General features: G+C 54.8%; 11 protein-coding genes. 2 read left to right on the top strand and 9 right to left on the bottom strand.

What is annotated here, in order from left to right; genetic code table 11:
* Nucleotides 1-81: 81 nt before the first annotated feature.
* A complete protein-coding gene (locus tag ACIX8_RS13165; protein WP_014265838.1) occupies nt 82-789 on the bottom strand; it encodes an alpha/beta fold hydrolase in 708 nt (235 codons plus the stop codon).
* A 280-nt stretch (nt 790-1069) separates the two neighbouring features.
* On the opposite strand from ACIX8_RS13165, the gene ACIX8_RS13160 reads away from it, so the two are divergent.
* A complete protein-coding gene (locus tag ACIX8_RS13160; protein WP_014265836.1) occupies nt 1070-1651 on the top strand; it encodes a TetR/AcrR family transcriptional regulator in 582 nt (193 codons plus the stop codon).
* Nucleotides 1652-1733: 82 nt separating this feature from the next.
* On the opposite strand, the gene ACIX8_RS13155 is transcribed toward ACIX8_RS13160, so the two are convergent.
* The 3 genes from ACIX8_RS13155 to ACIX8_RS13145 all read right to left on the bottom strand — a co-directional run bounded on the left by ACIX8_RS13155 (nt 1734) and on the right by ACIX8_RS13145 (nt 4025).
* Nucleotides 1734-2231: a DUF2165 domain-containing protein gene (locus ACIX8_RS13155; RefSeq protein WP_014265835.1), complete on the bottom strand. Its 498-nt coding sequence runs from the start codon at nt 2229-2231 to the stop codon at nt 1734-1736.
* A 62-nt stretch (nt 2232-2293) separates the two neighbouring features.
* Nucleotides 2294-2749: an MEKHLA domain-containing protein gene (locus tag ACIX8_RS13150; protein ID WP_014265834.1), complete on the bottom strand. Its 456-nt coding sequence runs from the start codon at nt 2747-2749 to the stop codon at nt 2294-2296.
* Between the two features lie 145 nt (nt 2750-2894).
* Nucleotides 2895-4025: a glycosyltransferase gene (locus tag ACIX8_RS13145; RefSeq protein WP_014265833.1), complete on the bottom strand. Its 1131-nt coding sequence runs from the start codon at nt 4023-4025 to the stop codon at nt 2895-2897.
* 1161 nt (nt 4026-5186) lie between these two features.
* Here ACIX8_RS13145 and ACIX8_RS13140 point away from each other — a divergent pair.
* Complete coding sequence (locus tag ACIX8_RS13140) at nt 5187-7376, top strand: beta-glucosidase (protein ID WP_014265830.1); 2190 nt, start codon at nt 5187-5189, stop codon at nt 7374-7376.
* A 26-nt stretch (nt 7377-7402) separates the two neighbouring features.
* Here the strand turns inward: ACIX8_RS13140 and ACIX8_RS13135 are convergent, their stop codons facing one another.
* The 5 genes from ACIX8_RS13135 to ACIX8_RS13115 form a co-directional block, all read right to left on the bottom strand.
* On the bottom strand, nt 7403-8293 hold the full coding sequence (locus ACIX8_RS13135) for a PhzF family phenazine biosynthesis protein (protein WP_014265829.1): 891 nt from the start codon (nt 8291-8293) through the stop codon (nt 7403-7405).
* A gap of 146 nt (nt 8294-8439) precedes the next feature.
* A complete protein-coding gene (bglX, locus tag ACIX8_RS13130) occupies nt 8440-10740 on the bottom strand; it encodes a beta-glucosidase BglX (protein ID WP_014265828.1) in 2301 nt (766 codons plus the stop codon).
* A 59-nt stretch (nt 10741-10799) separates the two neighbouring features.
* A complete protein-coding gene (locus tag ACIX8_RS13125; RefSeq protein WP_014265827.1) occupies nt 10800-11948 on the bottom strand; it encodes an acyltransferase family protein in 1149 nt (382 codons plus the stop codon).
* 404 nt (nt 11949-12352) lie between these two features.
* Nucleotides 12353-12883 (bottom strand): dihydrofolate reductase family protein, encoded by a 531-nt coding sequence (locus ACIX8_RS13120; protein WP_014265826.1) that lies wholly within the window; start codon nt 12881-12883, stop codon nt 12353-12355.
* 122 nt (nt 12884-13005) lie between these two features.
* A complete protein-coding gene (locus ACIX8_RS13115) occupies nt 13006-14256 on the bottom strand; it encodes a hypothetical protein (protein ID WP_014265825.1) in 1251 nt (416 codons plus the stop codon).
* Between the last annotated feature and the right edge of the window lie 298 nt (nt 14257-14554).

The following is a 14554-nucleotide window of genomic DNA, read 5'->3' as shown; positions in this document are numbered from 1 at the left end:
ATACGCGCGTGAAATAATAGTTTTCAAAATCCTGTCAGGCATTTGTGGGCGATCCATAGCTCTTATCTCTTTCAGATTACGTCAGGCGAATTCCAAAAGCAGGGATGCCAACTCATCCGGCCGGTCGAGCATAATCTCATGTCCACCGGGAATGGTGCGAACCGTCCAGCCCTTACTTTTAGCGCGTTCGTGCGCAACGGCAACCGGAAGCGGCGACTCGTAACCGGTCGCGAGAAGGTGCACGACATCCTTTATCGAAGATGCCTTGTCTGTGAGTCGAAGTGGCTCTTCGAAGGAAGCGATAGGCTGAGGCGTGAATTGCGCGTCGACCCAAGGTACGTCTTTCGGATTCGTACCAAGAAGGCTGGAGGGAAAAGGAAAAAACTTCCAACCATCGCCAATCGTCTGTGCTTGCAGCCGGGCTTGTTCTACCTGCTCCGGAGGAAACAAGTCCATAAAACTCTCGCCGTCTTCGAGGACAAAACCGTCAGCGTACACCAGGGCACGGATAGAGTCGTTCAGTTGCTCGGCCACGCCGCTGATCACGCAACCGCCATAAGAGTGGCCACACAGAACCACATTCGATAGCTCTTCCCATTGGATGAGGTTGACCACGTCCGATACATGGATGGAAAGATTGACACTCGGTGCGTTGAGGTGAGAGCGCTCGCCAAGACCGGTGAGCGTAGGGGTAAAGACCTCATGGCCGGCCGCCTGCAGTATGCGGCGCACGCGCTTCCAACACCAGCTTCCATGCCAGGCTCCATGTACGAGAACAAACGTTGCCAAATCATCTCTCCATTTTCTTGCTACGTGCGCTCCCCGAGAATGCGAATCTCAAGGAGCGTCGTGGTAATTCGAATCAGCGCAATCCATCGCATCACCCATTTCTGATCAAATTCCATGCCGACTCCTTCCACTATCTATCACCTACCGGCGTCTTGTATAGCGATAGCTATATTTATAGTGAAACTTGGCAGTGTTGTATAGTGAATGCTATATATGCGGCAAAATTTGATGAGATTTGACTGGCTCGATATCGGGCTGGCTGAATTGGAAAAGAGGCTATATGGCGCGTCCACGCGTATTCGATATAGAAAAGGCCATTCAGACGGCCACCGTCATGTTCTGGAAGAATGGCTACGAACAAACCTCTCTCGCGAATCTGACGGAGGAGATGGGCATCACCCCTCCCAGCTTCTATTTTGCGTTCGAGAGTAAGGACGGCCTCTTCAGGAAAGTGGTCAAGCACTACGTAACCACCTATCTCGGCTTTATGGCAGAGGCATTTCGGCAACCGACTGCACGTGGCGTTGCGGAAACGATGCTTTATGGATGTGCCGACGTCTACAGCAATCCTGCAAATCCACGTGGCTGTCTCATCATGAACTGCTCACTGCCAAGTTCGGAGACAGCCGTCCAGGTGCGGCAGGAACTCGCATCAGAGCGTAAGGCTCGTCGGGCGAAATTGAAGAGACATTTTCAAGCAGCCATTGCATCGGGAGATCTCCCCCGCGATTCCGATCCTGAGGAGCTAGCACGGTACGTCATGAGCATCGGATGGGGATTAGCTGTGGAGGCGCAGTCGGGTGCCAGCAAACGAGATCTCTACCGTATCGTGGCCAGGGCGATGCAGGCGTGGCCTACCTGAATGATTTGTGATGCAAGTATTTCGAGTTGTGCGATTTCGACGGTGCATTCATGCTCCTGGCATATCGACGGTGCGAGTTAACTTACTGCTGAGCCTCCGTGTCCGGAAGTGCGACCAGCAGCAAGATGATTCCGAGCACAACGAATATATGAAATGCTTTGTCTTCTCCATTCCAGATGTTCGATTGCCACATGAGAAACCACTCGCCGCCTACGCTGATGAATGCGGTAAACCACAGAAGCATGCCCAGGGTAAGAGCGATGATCGAGTACCGCTTGGCGGCATTGAAGACGGACGGCTGTTTGCGAACGGCACGTAGCAACTGGACAACTCCGATCCATGTCAGCAACGCGGTCGCCCCCTCCCAACCAATAATCCCGTCATAGAACATCGTTTGCACAAGCGTTGAATGGATTGCGCGCCACAGGCCACGGTTGCCTGGGAAGGTTGTGTCCATGAGGAGAACGTGGTGCACAAACGCATAATTTGATCCGTAGTCTGTCAAATTATTGAAGACGACCAACGTGTAGTAGAACGCAACTGCGATGAGCAGGAAGATCTTTGCTATGCGAAGACTCATTTTGATTGTCCATCCACTCCGAATATCTGAAAATATGCATTGAGAGTAGCGAGTGTTCTATTTCAAAGAGGCTTCCATTGAGGAAGCATTGCCGCCTGTCCTTGATGGCTTCCGTTCTCGTCTATTAACTGCCAGACAGTTGCGTTCATAATCTGGAAGCGCGCTCCCGATTTCGTGACCCGGACGCCAGAATAACCCGTAATAAACCCGTCGAGTTCCACACGTTCCAGAAATCGTTGCCGCTCCTCACGTTCCAACGGTTCGGCAGATAAACGTGAGGGCAATGCAGTGAGTTCGTCCCATCGATACTCAAAGAGCAGCTGTGCCGCTTTGTTCCCATAAATGAAGACCGCATCTGGCGCTGTATTGTGGGCGAGAACGGCAAATGGCGCATCTGTATACAGCCATCTTGCAGACTCCTCAGTGTTCAATCCACTCGGAACCAGGCTTTGTCCGGTGAGGCGTTCATAACTTTCAACGAGCAACATGTGAAATGCCGGATCGAATTGCAAGTGCATGGGTTCTATTCTCCATTTGTATGTGTTTCATCGATGACAGAATTGTGGTTGTTCTTGCGTTCTTGCCAGTACTGCCTGTTCCACAATAAGCGAAGTAGGCTGAGAGATGCGGTCGGTGAGAATCATCCAGATCAGAAAGGCTTCGTTACTGATGAACCGGATAGTTCCGATTCTTCCACTCCCCGCCTCGTCCCTGATAGAACCGCACTGCTGAACCGATTGTCGCCATCAGATAGAACAGCCCAATCACCGGGAGTAGCAATCCCCATGCGGGAGAACGCCGGTAACGCCAAAGTGTGGGTTGGAAGGCTAAGGCCATGGCGATCCAGCAAGCCACCCCACTCCAACGCAGCGCGCCAGTTGCGAAGATGCCGGCCAGTACCGGCTCAACATACACCAGCAGCATGCCGACGCATGTTCCTATGAGGACCCAGGGCGAGTACTCAAGCTGCACGTAGGCTGTTCGCGCAATCATCTCCCATACGTCGCTGAATCCGGCATATCTCCGTTTACTGACCACTTGGTCGCCGTGTCCAAGCCAGATTCTGTAGCCTTCACGCTTGATCTCTCGCGCCAGAGCCACATCGTCGATTAGTGCCGCACTGATTCTGTTTACGCCATTAATTTTTCGTAAGGCTTCCTGAGATACCAGCATCGTACCGCCCGCAGCCGCAGCTGTCGTTCTCCCCGGATCGCAAACCCAGCGAAAGGGATAGAGTATCTGAAAGAAGAAGACAAAGGCCGGCAGCGTAGCTCGCTCGGCAAGGCTCTCGCACCGCAGACGAACCATCTCCGACACAAGACTGAGTTGATCTCGTTCTGCACGGGAGACAAGGGAAGCCAAGTGTCCTGGTCCGTGCACGATATCGGCATCGGTGAGCAGAACATAGTCCGCCGCCAGCGTTTCCACCTGCCGTAAACCTTGCGAGACCGCCCACATCTTGCCGGTCCAGCCGGCTTTCAGCGGCTCTCCGTCCAGGACACTGAGGCGTCCGTCCGTTACCGCCAACTCACGCGCAAGGGCTCCCGTTCCATCTGAGCTGTTGTCGTCTACCAGCACGATCTTTAGCTCGCCGTCGAACTGCTGAATGAGCAGAGCTCTCAGAGTGTCTGCGATATGCTCGGCCTCATCCCGGGCTGGGATCACGACCGTCACTTTGAGCCGCCGCGTCGGGTGTGCAGCTCCTAGAACGGGTCCGGACCTCCAGAAAACCCCATGTCCAACCAGTAGCCACGCCCAGATCACGACGCTGAGCAGAACAGGAATAAAAATCATAAGCTATTATCCCGTAGCCGTTGTTAGATCAGGTGACGGTAGCGGACGCTTAGGATATTCCTTGGCAATAGGGATACGACCGCTGTGAATGTCTCAGGTTTCATGACCATCGCAGAAGCGGCATTCCGGCACTTCCAGGCAACGCGGATTACCGATCTGCGTCGATCACGAAATCATTGCTTCTGCGATTCGGATTCTTCGAGGGGCGCCGGTTTCTTGTCTATAACGGTTGGCGGCGAGAAGCGTGTTTGAGGGTCCGGACACACCAAGGGCCACCCTTGGGGCGGCCCATCTGCGCAAACTACGGGATGTTGATCTGGTTTGTCTAGTTGTTGTGGTGCCAGTCCGAATTGGTGCGGTCGCGCAGGCCGATGAGTGAGGGGATAAGAACGGTAAGAGCAAGAACGGCAACTTCAGTCGCGAAGTACATGGTGGATCTCCTTATGGGGTGAATGGTTGGATGTTGTTGTTGTGTTCCGTTTGCGACTACAGCGAGCGCCAGTTGGCATTGGTGCTTGCGCGAAGTCCGATGAAGGACGGAACGAACACGGTGAGGGCGAGGACGATTGTCGTGATAGCTAAGTACATGGGTAGATCTCCTTTGTCGCGCACGGGGGCCGCGACCGCTGGTGGAAAAGCATTCAACTTTTCGGTTGTGGGTGATTCGCCTGGCGTTGTTTGCCGCTTAGCGATCTCATTGCTGCTTACGTAGACTCATACGAAGGGAGTTTTTCGATGGTTCCCTGAATTTGCAAAAAAACTTGCCGACTTCAGCTCATGCCCCCAGAGTGTTTTGAAGCGGACGCGGTCGTCTTTCTGCCGCGCAGCCTCCGAACGGAGGCCCGAGGGCAAGGCCATCGCCGTTGCGCTGTAGCATACAGCCGTCCATACAGGCGCTGAGTCCAGGCTTAAGTGATTGTCGCAACAGGGGCTTGCGCGACATCGGTCTGCTCCATACGCGATGGTGCTTATCCAGAATTGAAGGGGGAAGTATTGTGATAGTTGGCGATCACGCTGGAACACCATGCGGACAGGAAGAGCTCTATACAAAGCATTGGATCGGATACTCTTCGGCTTCATGACATAGCGACGATCGCTGCGGTCGAAAGAACCGAAGCTTTGGATTTGAGGGAAAGTTCATTGAGAATGCGAAGGAATGACATGCAGCCTAATCGCGTATGGATCGCAGTGCTTCTGGTGATGTCTTTTGCCGTTTCCCTCACGATAACGGCCGAGGCCCAGGAGAGCGGGACACCAAATGACGCTGCCTGGCGGCGTGCAGATGAACTACTGAAGAAGTTGACTCTCGACGAGAAGCTTCAGTTGATTCTCTCCAGGTATCCCTCCAATGCCTCACCAGGTGGCGGAGGCGGATATATCGAGGGTGTAACTAGGCTCCATATCCCCGGCATCAATATCTCCGATTCGGCCACGGGTTCAGGGAGCACCACCCAGCCGAGCTCTACTTTCCCTGCGACCATTGCTCTTGCTGCCAGTTGGGACAGGCAGTTGTCTTATAACTACGGGAGTGAAATAGCGATCCAGTTGCGAGCCCAGGGATTCGCAATGGGTCTTGGCGGAGGTGCGAATCTCACAAGAGAGCCCAGAGGAGGCAGGGCATTCGAGTACTTAGGCGAAGATCCACTCCTTGCGGGGGAACTGTTGGTGGCGCGCACGAACGGGACGCAGAGCCAGAAGGTGATGGCGTCGATCAAACACTTTGCGGGAAATGAACAGGAGACAAACCGCATAGGTGGAGACAGCCGCATCGATGACCGCACCCTGCGAGAGCTTTATTTATTACCTTTTGAAATCGCCGTTGAACAGGGCCATCCGGCAAGCGTTATGTGCAGCTATAACCGGCTGAATGCCGAGTATGCCTGCGAGAATTCCGTGCTTCTTACGGACATTCTGAAAACGCAATGGCACTTTGCGGGCCAGGTACAGTCGGACTGGGGAGCGACTCACACGACGGCAAAGGCGATCAACGCCGGCCTTGATGAAGAAGAGGGAAGCGATGCGGGCCCTTCTTACTTCGGGCGTGTCCCAGTCCTGTTCGCGTTGGCCAACCATGACATCACCCAGGAGCGGGTCGACGATATGGTGCGCCGCAAACTCTACGCAATGATCTCTTCCGGCGTTATGGATCATCCTCCCCTCGGTGGAGAAAAGATCGATTTCGATGCAACGCGGACCTTCGCACAATCCGTAGAGGAACAATCCATCGTATTGCTCAAGAACGATCGTCAGCAGCTTCCGCTATCAGCCTCAAAGCTGAAGCGTATTGCAGTCGTCGGCTCCCATGCAGACGTAGCCGTGATGTCCGGTGGTGGTTCTGGAGACACGATGCATCCGGTGACGGGCTCGTTCACTGGGTGTGAAGGTCTGGAATTCGTCGACCATAATGGCTGCGGATGGTGGCGCAATCCGTGGCTGAAGGTTCCTGTTCCTCTGACAAAAGCCATTCGCGAACTATCGCCGGCCAGCGAAGTCGAATTTTCTGGGGTCCAGGACGAGCACGCTCCCTTCCGCGCCTATAGTCCGGGTGAAATCGCCGACGCCGTCGCGCTGGCACGCCGGTCAGACCTCGCGATTGTCGTAGTCGCGCAGCCCGCCGGGGAAGACTTCGGAGATTTGAGGACTCTCAGTTTGCAGAACCCCTCGAACCAGAATGAACTGGTAGAGGCTGTTGCAAGCGCCAACCCTCATACGATCGTTGTGATCGAGAGTGGTAATCCGGTTCTGATGCCGTGGAAAGATAAGGTCGCGGCGATCGTCGAAGCCTGGTATCCAGGCGAAGCGGGAGGCAGAGCAATCGCCAATGTTTTGTTTGGCAAGGTGGATCCTTCCGGCAAGCTGCCGTTTACGTTTCCTGCCCGGGACGAGGATACTCCCACCTGGGGCGCTACCGGCGCCCTTTCTAAAGATCCTGTCTATTCCGAAAAACTCAATATAGGCTATCGCTGGTACGACGCGAAGAAACTTGCACCGCTTTTTGAGTTCGGCTATGGGCTGTCGTATACCCACTTTGCATACTCGGACCTCTCCCTGAAACACGATCCGGATCACACTCTCCACGTGTCGTTCACGGTCAAGAATGACGGCACTGTTGAAGGGGCAGAAGTTCCGCAGGTCTACCTTGGAATTGATTACGCTGGGGAACCACCTCTGCGATTGGGTGGCTGGAGCAAGATTCATTTGAAGCCTGGAGCAAGCCAACAGGTCGATATCACGGTCTCGCCCAGGACCCAAAGCGTTTGGGACACGTCCGCCGCCGATTGGCGGTATATTCCGGACGCCGCCGCCTACGTGGGCTCCTCCTCGCGAGACATACGCTTGAAAGGGCGATAATCTGCGACGAACAGCATCAGGCAAGACTAGAGGTGAAGCATCCCTTCCATTACCGTGATAGCTCGACCTGCCAGTCGCAAAACATCGTCTTCAATCTCAACCTCTAAAACGCATGGGCGCTTCATCTCATATCCTTGTTCAATGAAAAGGGTTTTCCTGTTCCCGGCGATTCCGTATCTCAGCATGAAGCCGGCCAGAGGTACAGCAGCAGTCGCAGTAGCGGCCTCCTCGACAATCCCTTGTGCTGAATTGAAAAATCTAGCATGCGCGACGGAGGATGGGAACTCGGAGTCATCCAGACAATAGAGGTAACACCCCTCCCCGTCTACTTCTTGAAGGAGGCGTTTGAGTTGTTGAGGGTCTGGTTGAGCCTTGGCTACGATCTCTCGATCTATTACCGGGACAAGCAGATGAGCTACTCCCGTCGAAACTACCTGTGCCGGCAAAGACAACATGATGTCCTCATCCTCTACTCCAAGGGCATTGGCAAGCTTCGGAAAATCCTCACAAACAGCTCCGTATACAGGAGACATATGCGTAAGGGCAACCGTGACAGGCTGGCTGTGCTGGCAGCGAACTTCCACAGGCAAGAGCTCCCCGCCAATCTCCTGCATGAAGTGATTGCGGCCTTCATCCAGCATAAGATCTCCAGACTTCGCCAGCCACCACCACGCACCGAGCGAATTGTGTCCTGCGCCGAAGACCTCGTGGCCATCTGTGGTGAAAGATCTCAACCTCCAATCCGCGAAATCATTTTTGGGCGGAAGAATAAATGTCGTCGCGACCTGATTAAGCTCTCCCGCGATTCGCCGCATGGTTGGTTCATCCAGCGTCTCGGCATGAGGAACAATTGCGACGGGGCTCCCTCCCGGCGGGCGTTCTGTGAAGGCGTCGACAAGGGCATACCGGATTTGCATAGTGTCCTCTTTAGAGCTGGACGTTCCTCTTCTGAAGGCTGTAGTGACGGAGCTTGGTGCGGATCGGCTCATCGAAATACTTCACTGCAACCCACGCGAAGAGGATCACGCACGGTGGCAGTAGCAAAGCAACGTGCACCGAACGTTTATTGCGTGGTTTTAAATTCCGCGTGAAGACTTGCCGTTGAATCTCCTCCGGCCCACACATCGAAATCGGTGGGTTCCACCACCCAGGTTTTCGACTGCGGACTCCAAAAATGCAGTTGTTCCGTTCCAAGAGGAAACGTGAGAGTTTTGGTCTCTCCCGCCTGGAGGAGAACCCGCTCAAATCCCTTGAGTTCGCGAACGGGGCGAGAGGCCGAACCATAGCGCTGATGAATATAAATCTGTGCAACAGCATCCCCCGCGATAGAGCCCGTATTCGTGACGTCGACGCTTACCTCGTTGTTATCGCTCACGCTCATACTGTTCTTGCTGAGATGGAGGTTGGAGAATTTGAACGCCGTGTAGCTGAGGCCGTATCCGAAAGGGTAAAGCGGCTTGGAGGCGACATCCCAATAGCGTGACGTGAAGCCAGGGCGATCTTCGGGATCATGGGTCAAAGTGTGGTTATAGTAGAGTGGCTCGACGCCCGACGCGCCCGGCCAACTTACCGGCAGCTTCCCGCCAGGATTCACATCTCCGAAGAGTACGTCGGCTACGGCATTGCCACCTTGTGTACCTGGGTACCAGGCCTCGAGGATGGCCGGCACGTGTTCAGAGGCCCAGTGAATATCGAGAGGGCGGCCATTTTCAAGCACGAGCACCACCGGCTTGCCAACGCCAACAGCAGCTTCTAACATCTGCTCCTGGATTCCTGGCAGATCCAGGCTGGCTCGCGAAGCTGCTTCGCCACTCATGTTCGCCGTTTCACCCATGACGGCCACGACGAGGTCAGCGTCGGCGGCCGCTGCCTTGGCCTTGGCAATCCAGTCGGCGGTCTCTTGAGGAGTAGGTGGAGGTAAAGCCTTCGTACCTAGAAACTGATCCAACATCCCGGTATAAACCTTCGACGGCAGCGGCCCGGCGACAAGTGTGATCTGCGTATCGGAACCCAGCCTGTTCCTGATACCGGCAAGCACAGTCACCGGGCGACTCTTGGACCCCTTTCCGAAGAGGCCCTCCACCGTCCATCCGCCCTCGATATCATGGGCCGCATCTGCGAGAGGGCCAATCACAGCAATCTTTTTCAGCCCCTTCGACAGGGGAAGAGTGCGGTTCTCATTGCGAAGCAGGACCATGGAACGCCCCGCCAGTTTGCGCTCGAGCGCGATACCTTCGGAGCGGTCCAGGACCGCATCGACACTAGCTTCGTCGACGTAGGGATGCTCGAAGAGTCCTAGATCGAACTTCGCCTCCAGAATCGGCAACACCATCTGGTCGATATAGGCTTCACTGACTTTGCCCTCTTTCACTACCTTTGCAAGATTGTGTGTGTAGGTGAGACTCGCCATATCCATGTTCAGGCCCGCAGTGATCGCCTTATAGGCCGCATCTTCGCTATCGCTCGCGTAACCATGGGTAACGAGGTTTCCGACTGCAAAGGCATCCGAAAGCACAATGCCCTGGAACCCCCAATCCTTTCGGAGAACGTCGGTTAGGAGCCAATGGTTGCCAGTCGCCGGCACGTCGTTCAGATCCATATAGGCACTCATGATTCCACCGGCCCCGGCCTGAACCGCTGCGTGAAAAGGAACCAGGTAAACATTGCGAAGCAGTTCTTCCGGCACATAGGAAGAGTCATAGTCACGGCCGCCGTCGGCTGCACCGTAGCCGGCAAAATGCTTTACGGTCACCAGTACGCTGTTCTGTCCAAGCTTCGTGCCTTGAAATCCGCGGACCTGTGCTTGAGCCATTGCGGAACCGAGAACTGGATCCTCTCCGGCACCTTCCACGATGCGACCCCACCGAGCGTCACGCGCAATATCGACCATCGGCGTAAAAGTCCAATCAATCCCGGCAGCGCGTGCATCCTGTGCGGCCAGATGTTGTGCCTGCTCCTCGACCGAGGGATCCCACGAAGAGGCCATCGCCAGCGGTACTGGAAAGACGGTTCGATATCCATGAATCACGTCAAAGCCAAAGATGATTGGAATATGAAGACGTGATTTTTCGACCGCGATATGCTGCAGGCGATTGATCTCCTTGACGTCCATCTGCCAAAGAATCGAGCCTACTCCGCCGTTGGCAATGAGATCGTCTGGTTTCTCTTTAGCGATGCCAGGCGCCACTAGACCGGACGATTCATTGAGTTGACCGACCTTTTCGTCGAGAGTCATTTGCTTCAGGAGAGACTCGGCCTTCTGTTTGGCTTCAGCACTGAAGGGACTTGTCTGTGCCCCGGCGGCAATGACACCAGAGACTGCGACACAAAAAAGAGTGATTGCAGAATATTTCTTCAACATCATGTTTTCGTCCTCCGTTTTCTGAAAATAAATCGGCTTCTATGCTGTGATTATTTCGGGCATTATGCTGCTGCTCGTTTTATACCGTAGCGGCGGGTCAGCCACGCACGGACAGGCTCATCGAAGTACTTAAGAACTAGCCATGCTACAGCAATCACGAAGGGCAGAAGCAAGAAGATATAAGTCAGCAGCACGGACCTGGACGGATGTCTCGTATGAGCGAAGTTCGCAATGATATATACGAACGCGATATGTGTGATGTAGAGAGGATAGGAGAGCCTGCCGCTGAACTTGCACAACCTCATCATGCCTGCACCGGCATCAGAGTGCGCGCCACAAATAATGATGAGCGGGAATAAGAACAGCACGCACGCAGCATCATAGAGACCATTGAAAGAAAGCCCGCCTGCGTTGGGAAACTTCGGCGCCTGAAAGATGACCACAAGAAGAATCGAAAGAATCAGGAGGCCAATTTTAGGACGGCGGATACGAGCCTGAATACGGTACAGCCAAAGACCCATCACAAAAGAGACGGTCAGCCGCAGGGGTGCCATCCAGATCTCCGGATATCCCCAGCCTCCATCCAGCGAACCTTTCATATTAGCGGTCCATAGGAGCAGCAGTCCGGAGACTCCGAAGATGATTCCGAGTGTGAGCGCACGCAGTCGGCGAAGAATCAGAGCGTACGCAATATTTCCGAGATACTCCTGCATGAGGGACCACGCTGGCCCATTCAGTGCCTGGCTTTCGTTCTGCCGGCCTCCTACTGGCGGAGAAGGCAACAGGAGAAGCGAAGTCACATAGGCCAGCAGTAACATCGGCGCTGAGGTATGGTTTATCCCCTTGCCGAAGGGATCGAAAAGATAGCCGAGAAGGCCAAAGGTTGCGCCCACCAGCACCAGCGGATGAAGCCGAATGAGCCGGATGCGAAAGAATTGGAGGGTAGACATTCGTGTCCATCGGTCATCGTAGGCATAGGCAACGACAAAGCCGGAGAGCCCGAAGAAGAAATCGACCGCCAGGTAGGCATGGTGCATCAGGCTCAGAGGAGTATCCCAGCCGAAGGAGTAATTGAAGACGTGAAAGATCACAATCAGAATGGCCGCACTGCCTCTCAATCCATCCAACACCTCAAAGTGCTCTTTCCCGGTGCTTGTCCGATCAACTCGAACTGCACTACCCGTCTGACCCAGGGTTGCTACGTCGTTCATTTGAGAGGTCTCCTTATCTTTCGGATTTCAACTCGACTGGTATAAATCGCTAACGCAAGGTATCTCGACGCGCTGGCGACTCCAAGGATGGCTGCCGTAACAATCAAAAGGAGAAGTAGCGAGTTGCACCTCTGCATCGTGGCTCCAGGTCGCCCCGGCGATGCTGCGATGGCAAAAAATAAGGCCAGAAGACATCGCGGCGGTGCGAGAAGGGGCGACTACGATTGCAGAATCTAATGGGAAGGAGAGGATGTAAAAGCTCCAACGGGTAGGAGCACAGCTCTATCCCCGTAACCATATACTTATCTTGAAGTTACTGTTGGAGTGGTGGACCGTCACAGGGCACGTATCATACGGCAAAGTCAGCGAGACACGCCGCGGCACAGTCCATCGGGCGAGTTGCTCTAAGCAGGAATGTACGTCAACCTGATCACGTCCTCGGCAATGAGATCGCTGGCAACAAGGCGGAGCGGCGGCCGCGGGCCGGAGAAGAATGGCTTGCCGCGACCAAGCACGATGGGGCGCAGGTAGAGCCGATACTCATCAATAAGACCAAGGTCGGTTAGGCTTCCAGCCAGGTCTGGTCCGGCAACGTCAATCTCCCCAGCTTGCTGCTCCTTCAGCCTGCGTATCGTCGCCTCAATGTCATCCCCGACAAGTGTGGCGTTGGGTCCGACCGACTTCAACGTGCGCGACGCAACCCACTTCGGCAGGTTCCGCCACATCGCCGCGAAGTCGCGTTCCTCCGCGTCCCAATCCGGAAGGTCTTCTTCCCAATAACGCATGATCTCGTACGTGTGGCGACCGTACACAACGCCCGTCAGGTCGCGCACATGTTCTATGAAGTGACGAGAGAGCAAAGGACCTGGCCTCATGGCAAGATGGTCGACGTAGCCATCCAAAGACTGTTGCAATCCATAGACGATCTTTGCCATCGTACAAAACCTCCGCCCAGGTTCTTCAAAATTGCTTGAGGCGACAATACGCGAAGGTGAGATCAGGCGCAAACTGCACGCCCGATTCAACTTGCTGGCAACAGGAGATTTGCTCTAGTGCCTTACCGCCAGGTCTCGACAGCGAGCACCGTGGGAGGGCCTGCGTGGCCTTCGATGACATTCGTTTCGATCACCGCTTCCAGATTGAGTTGGTCCCAGTTCTTAGGCGCCTTCTTCAACATCTCATCGAGATACGCAGGCTTGAAGACGACCTCGCTGGCAGCTTCGGTACCTTCCCCTAGAATCCCCGCAATGATAATGACTGGCTGCCCCGTTACTCTGTCATGAATCCTGGCGATGATGGCATAGTCCTTTGCCAGCTTTGTGTAAGGCACCTGCCATTGGAGGGTCCAAAACCTCTTCTCGGGACTCTTGCGGTCTACGAGTCTTCGCACCTGCGAATCGTACTCGAATCCGAAGGGGAGGTCCTGGGTAATCCGCATGGTCCAAATGTTATCGAAGGCGCCAATGAGCACGACGGGACCTTCGCGTAGCTGCGTATAGCCGATCTCTGAATCGGAAACAACGCGAAAATCGCCGCCCTTTGGGACGAGAGGAACAATGGATCGCGCCAACGTGATCACGTCCGAGACATCGAGACGGCCATAGAGGGGCATCCCGTTTGGCGTTGTGCGCTCTCGATCGACCGCATCGATCGGTTGCCCCAGGCAGTATGTGACCTTGCCTGAAGCCGCTGTCACCGGCTCCCAAAAGCGTTCCAGGTTCGACTGCTTCCGAGGGATTTGGATACGTCCCATTCCGAATCCTGCGAGAAGGGCCACCAGTAATAAGGTTGCGGTAGATATCCATCGCTGCCCGCTCAGCACGGGAGGAGGTAGGGCTGCCTCGGCAAATTTAGACTCGGTTGCGGGAGAGCCCTGCGGTGTCGTCCCGTTCCTCTGCGCGATCAGCGATCCGGATTCGAGGTTCACGGAGACCGTTGGATCCCGGAACGAGGGAACGTAGGAGCCCGCCGAAAGTTCGACGATCAGCTCTCCGGCATGATCCGTGTTGTAGTAGTACTGGATCAGCCTCTTCCGGACTTCGGCCGCTGTCGTACGGACTACTGGATCAAGGTTTACATCGTAGTTTGGCTCACGTCCAAAGGCCTCGACCCCTATCGTCCGTTCCTTTAGATCGCCCGCATTGCCACGCAGCGTTTGCTCGACCGTGTAAGCCAGAAACACGGGGTAGCGCTTGCTGTTTGCGAATAGCGGGTGTGCAAGGAGCCGTTTAAGCTGATCGCGGACCGCACTGGCATCTGGCGCGAGACTCTGTCCAGCCTCTTTTTCGGATTGTGGCAACAATGGCATCGTGAGTTCTGCTGATTCTCTTCCTGCTTTTCGGGTTTGGAGACGGGCGCTGCGTCCACCTCGACGCGTTGCCACGCAAAAGCAGGGATGCAAAACCTACCAACGACGGCATAGAGCCGGGGACCAACAGCAACCCCTGATTATTCCATATTGACAACCAGGATTTGGGGGTATCATACATTCCTTTTGATCCCCTGGCTACCTGCGGTAAGTCCTTCAAAAAGAGGCACCTATCCAGCGATGAATTGGTTCCTACCCGATAGCTCTTATGACGTTGCGCCGTAGTGAATAGAGTCAT

The organism is Granulicella mallensis MP5ACTX8, from assembly GCF_000178955.2.
GTDB classification, from domain to species: domain Bacteria; phylum Acidobacteriota; class Terriglobia; order Terriglobales; family Acidobacteriaceae; genus Granulicella; species Granulicella mallensis.
This window is presented reverse-complemented; position numbering and strand designations above follow the sequence as displayed.

Bases quoted from the DNA above. Each gene is read 5' to 3' on its own strand.
- ACIX8_RS13155 (WP_014265835.1), bottom strand. From the start codon at position 2,231: ATGAGTCTTCGCATAGCAAAGATCTTCCTGCTCATCGCAGTTGCGTTC.
- ACIX8_RS13145 (WP_014265833.1), bottom strand. From the start codon at position 4,025: ATGATTTTTATTCCTGTTCTGCTCAGCGTCGTGATCTGGGCGTGGCTA.
- ACIX8_RS13125 (WP_014265827.1), bottom strand. From the start codon at position 11,948: ATGAACGACGTAGCAACCCTGGGTCAGACGGGTAGTGCAGTTCGAGTT.
- ACIX8_RS13160 (WP_014265836.1), top strand. From the start codon at position 1,070: ATGGCGCGTCCACGCGTATTCGATATAGAAAAGGCCATTCAGACGGCC.
- ACIX8_RS13120 (WP_014265826.1), bottom strand. From the start codon at position 12,883: ATGGCAAAGATCGTCTATGGATTGCAACAGTCTTTGGATGGCTACGTC.
- ACIX8_RS13150 (WP_014265834.1), bottom strand. From the start codon at position 2,749: ATGCACTTGCAATTCGATCCGGCATTTCACATGTTGCTCGTTGAAAGT.
- bglX (WP_014265828.1), bottom strand. From the start codon at position 10,740: ATGATGTTGAAGAAATATTCTGCAATCACTCTTTTTTGTGTCGCAGTC.
- ACIX8_RS13140 (WP_014265830.1), top strand. From the start codon at position 5,187: ATGCAGCCTAATCGCGTATGGATCGCAGTGCTTCTGGTGATGTCTTTT.
- ACIX8_RS13115 (WP_014265825.1), bottom strand. From the start codon at position 14,256: ATGCCATTGTTGCCACAATCCGAAAAAGAGGCTGGACAGAGTCTCGCG.
- ACIX8_RS13135 (WP_014265829.1), bottom strand. From the start codon at position 8,293: ATGCAAATCCGGTATGCCCTTGTCGACGCCTTCACAGAACGCCCGCCG.